We start from the raw sequence: 3,350 nt of genomic DNA on the forward strand, positions 1-3,350 counted from the left end.
GTTTGTGGTAAACACCATTTTAAAGGAAGCTGATCTTTTTTGTCCGAACAGCGTTCGGATTAATTTTACAATCTACCATCTTATTTCATATATTCTGTAATCTTTAATCTTCCACAAACCGTCCTTGAAAGAACGTGTTTCCTTGCCCTTATACAAAAACGCCTTTAGCAATGAAATAATCCTTGTCATTAACTGTTAACTTACGAATTTCATCACCTTCAAATTTAACGATAGCCTTGTTGTTGTGTTCTGTTTCAATCATAATATTACTCCCTTTTTTATTTTGATGTTCCAACAACTACCTTTAAATTTGTAGACATTTATTAATTCTATCTCCTTTGTTTTATTATTTTGGACTTTTAGCAATCATTCTTATATATAAGGGGCGTTTACTTAATGCCCGTTTTTATATCAACCTTTAAGCCGTTCGTGCTTTCCACCAAGGCAAAGCACGAAAAGGCGGACTAATTACAATCTACCTTTTTACTAAATGCTATTTTTGAGTATGTGAGGCTGTACGTTTGATTTATTGCTATTGCGTTTAGTAGTTCTTCTTGGGTTAATGTTAGTGTGGGTCTTGTTTGTGGTTGTAGTTGGATTAATTGTTTGTCTGTTATTTGAATAGTAGCAGTAATTCTTCGTTGAAATTGCTTGAAGCTGTCCTTGCTATCAAGATTGTATTGGTTGAAAAAATCAATTTGGGAATATGGAGATGTGAAGACAATAGTATCAGCCATAATTTCAACGATATCACGATAGCTTAAATTAAATCATCATAGTAACCAACAGCTACTATGATGATAGCTTGATTAAAATAACGAACTTTAAACCAATTCATGGTAGCGTCAAGACAGGGTGTAATAGCCCCGTTTTTTAGCACATATATCTGGAATCAGAAAGTGTGATTCCAATGCGCCAAGATGTTAAGAAGATTTGTAATTTATTAAAGCAATATGCCAAACTAAAACGTGACTTGACGGCTTTTAATCAAGTTTCTAGTCCCTCATTTGATGGAGTATCCAGTCATAGCAGCCGAAACGGTGCTGAAAGCCGCCTGATAAACCACGTTGATTTGTCTTACCAGTTAAAAGAAGTCAAAGACGCCCTAAATGCAATTGATGACCCACAATATCAGTTCATCTTACATGATTACATTATTGAGAAACGTTTCAGCCGCAGTGAAGCTTGCAACCAATTATCGGTTAGTGTCAGCAAGTTCAATTACTTAAAGAACCGGGCCCTTGAAACCTTTAAAGAAAAATATGTTTAGTGACTACGATAATTATGCTATCATTTCTTTAGAAACAGTTCAGAAATGAAATGGAAACGGTGATTTGAAATGGCTGAAACGTATTATACAATCAAGCAATTGGCTGATATAGCTGGAACTAGCAAAGTAACCATGTTTAGATACATTAAGCAAAACTCGATTCATGAAACGAAACATAAGAGAAACTCTAATCTGTACGATGAAACGCAAAAAAGCCTGATATTAAAGGGATTTAATGGCAAAACCATTTCAGACGTTTCTGAAACGGTTCACGATGAAACGGCATTGATTCAAGAGCTGAAATCACAGCTTAAAGCTAAGGACGCGCAGATAAATGATCTACATGCGATTATCAAGCAAAACCAGCGCTTACTTGATCAACAGCAACAACTCAATTTAGCAACTAATCGACAAAATGAAAAGTTACTAGATGGTAGCGCCAATGACACCAAACAAAATGCCAGTGAGAGCCCAAATAAGGACGATACAGATGGCTTAGAACCGAATGAGGATAGTCATAAGGTGGAAGACAATAAAACGCCTAAAAAGGGTTTCTTTGACTGGTTAAAACGAGGCTAATATAAAATACCCCTCGACTATTCAAGTAGTCGGGGGGTATAATTATGTTTGTAAGTAAATTAAATAGACAAAAAAATTCCCTCGGTGGGCACCGGGGGAACACATAACTCCATCAAGTTTATGTGTTCATTTTACCTACTATTGTAAGATTTTTCAAGTAGGTAGAGTTGAATTTTTCTGGATCACGGGGGAGCCAAGCCTCGTTACTAGAGTGGCAACATTCTAGTCAAGCCAACTAATCTTACCTTTCGAGGACTGACAGCCGGTTAGTGGAGCTAATGAAACAAGTCGACAGGTCAAGTGAGAGCCGCCGCTATAAACTCCCACTAGGAATTAACCTATACTTGTATTTAGGTTGGTTCCGAACGTTAGTCCCACGTACGGGGCGGGCGGTAAAGCAGTACGAAAGTACAGGGCGATTACGCAAGGCCAGTGATCCAAACAACTGAAAATAAATGATTGCTGGCACCTATAAAGGGTGCTTTTTTTATAGGCTAAATTAGTTAGGCTAATCTACAAGCGCAATAGTAACAATACAAGTTTTTTACGTGACGGTGATTCGTGACGAGCAGCAAAAAGTTTTCTTCTTTGCAAAACAAGGGGAAAACTATATCCCGCTCAGGTTCAAGCGTTCTGAGCAGCAAAGGTCGAGACCAAAGTCAAGAGATCTAGTGATTATTTATTATAGCGTTATTAGTTGAAAAAGTGTATTGTACATAGTAAGTATGGGTATTGCTTGTATGTTGTATTTTTTAAGTATCAAAAAATACATATAATTTTAGAATTAGGGAATAATTATGGATTCAATTTATACGAAGAGTAAGTTAAGCAATCAAGAGTTACTATTAGTAAACTCTGAAGTTGAAAAGAATAGTAAGAGTACATTGGTTGCTTATCTGTTATGGTGGTTTACAGGCTTTATGGGTGGTCATAGATATTATTTTGGTAAAACTGGTAGTGCTGTAGCTATGACATTGATATTTTGGTTAACAGTATGGATTTTCGGTCTTGGGGCTATAATTACGGGGATTTGGATGTTAGTAGATGCTTTTCATATTCCATCTTGGTTAAAAGCTGATCAGAAAGAAAAGGAGCAAGCTGCAATTCAAGAAATTTTGATGCGTCGAGATTTGCAAAATAAAAGCGATGGGTATTCAAGTTTGCATGATGATGAAGACGTCAATGTAGAAAATGTTCCAGATTCAGAAGTATCGTCAGAGGAATCTAAATAGAATAGACGGGTTATATTTCACTAACTTTCCTAAATAAGAATGCTGTTAAATTAGGCTTTGTGGCGCTCGTTTCACCTATACCAATTTAGATTCACAAAGTTAAGGCAACAAAACGTTGATTTAACAGGCTACTTTGATTAATGTGCATTATGTTAACTAAGCTAAATTATTACGCATATACGCATAGAATAAGGGTCTCTGTCAAATCGTATTGGTGGAGATTTTGAACGGCACATTCACTTCGGTGAATGTGCTTTTTGTTTACTCAT

General features: G+C 36.3%; 3 protein-coding genes and 1 pseudogene. 3 read left to right on the plus strand and 1 reads right to left on the minus strand.

Annotation, left to right across the window (positions count from 1 at the left end; translation table 11 throughout):
- Positions 1-733 precede the first annotated feature (733 nt).
- Positions 734-838, minus strand: a pseudogene (locus tag EKM61_RS12385) (IS6 family transposase); the annotation flags it as partial.
- Between the two features lie 72 nt (positions 839-910).
- Here EKM61_RS12385 and EKM61_RS11630 point away from each other — a divergent pair.
- The 3 genes from EKM61_RS11630 (at position 911) to EKM61_RS11640 (ending at position 3,081) form a co-directional block, all read left to right on the plus strand.
- Positions 911-1,270 (plus strand): hypothetical protein, encoded by a 360-nt coding sequence (locus EKM61_RS11630; protein ID WP_046870705.1) that lies wholly within the window; start codon positions 911-913, stop codon positions 1,268-1,270.
- A 69-nt stretch (positions 1,271-1,339) separates the two neighbouring features.
- Positions 1,340-1,849, plus strand: coding sequence for a MerR family transcriptional regulator (locus EKM61_RS11635; protein ID WP_068377452.1), 510 nt, complete (start codon positions 1,340-1,342; stop codon positions 1,847-1,849).
- Positions 1,850-2,646: 797 nt separating this feature from the next.
- A complete protein-coding gene (locus EKM61_RS11640; protein WP_068377454.1) occupies positions 2,647-3,081 on the plus strand; it encodes a TM2 domain-containing protein in 435 nt (144 codons plus the stop codon).
- Positions 3,082-3,350 lie beyond the last annotated feature (269 nt).

Source organism: Loigolactobacillus backii, assembly GCF_003946275.1.
Classification (GTDB): Bacteria; Bacillota; Bacilli; order Lactobacillales; family Lactobacillaceae; genus Loigolactobacillus; species Loigolactobacillus backii.

What these genes read in the sequence shown, in the direction of transcription:
- EKM61_RS11630 (WP_046870705.1), top strand. Translation starts at nt 911, where the DNA reads ATGCGCCAAGATGTTAAGAAGATTTGTAATTTATTAAAGCAATATGCC.
- EKM61_RS11635 (WP_068377452.1), top strand. Translation starts at nt 1,340, where the DNA reads ATGGCTGAAACGTATTATACAATCAAGCAATTGGCTGATATAGCTGGA.
- EKM61_RS11640 (WP_068377454.1), top strand. Translation starts at nt 2,647, where the DNA reads ATGGATTCAATTTATACGAAGAGTAAGTTAAGCAATCAAGAGTTACTA.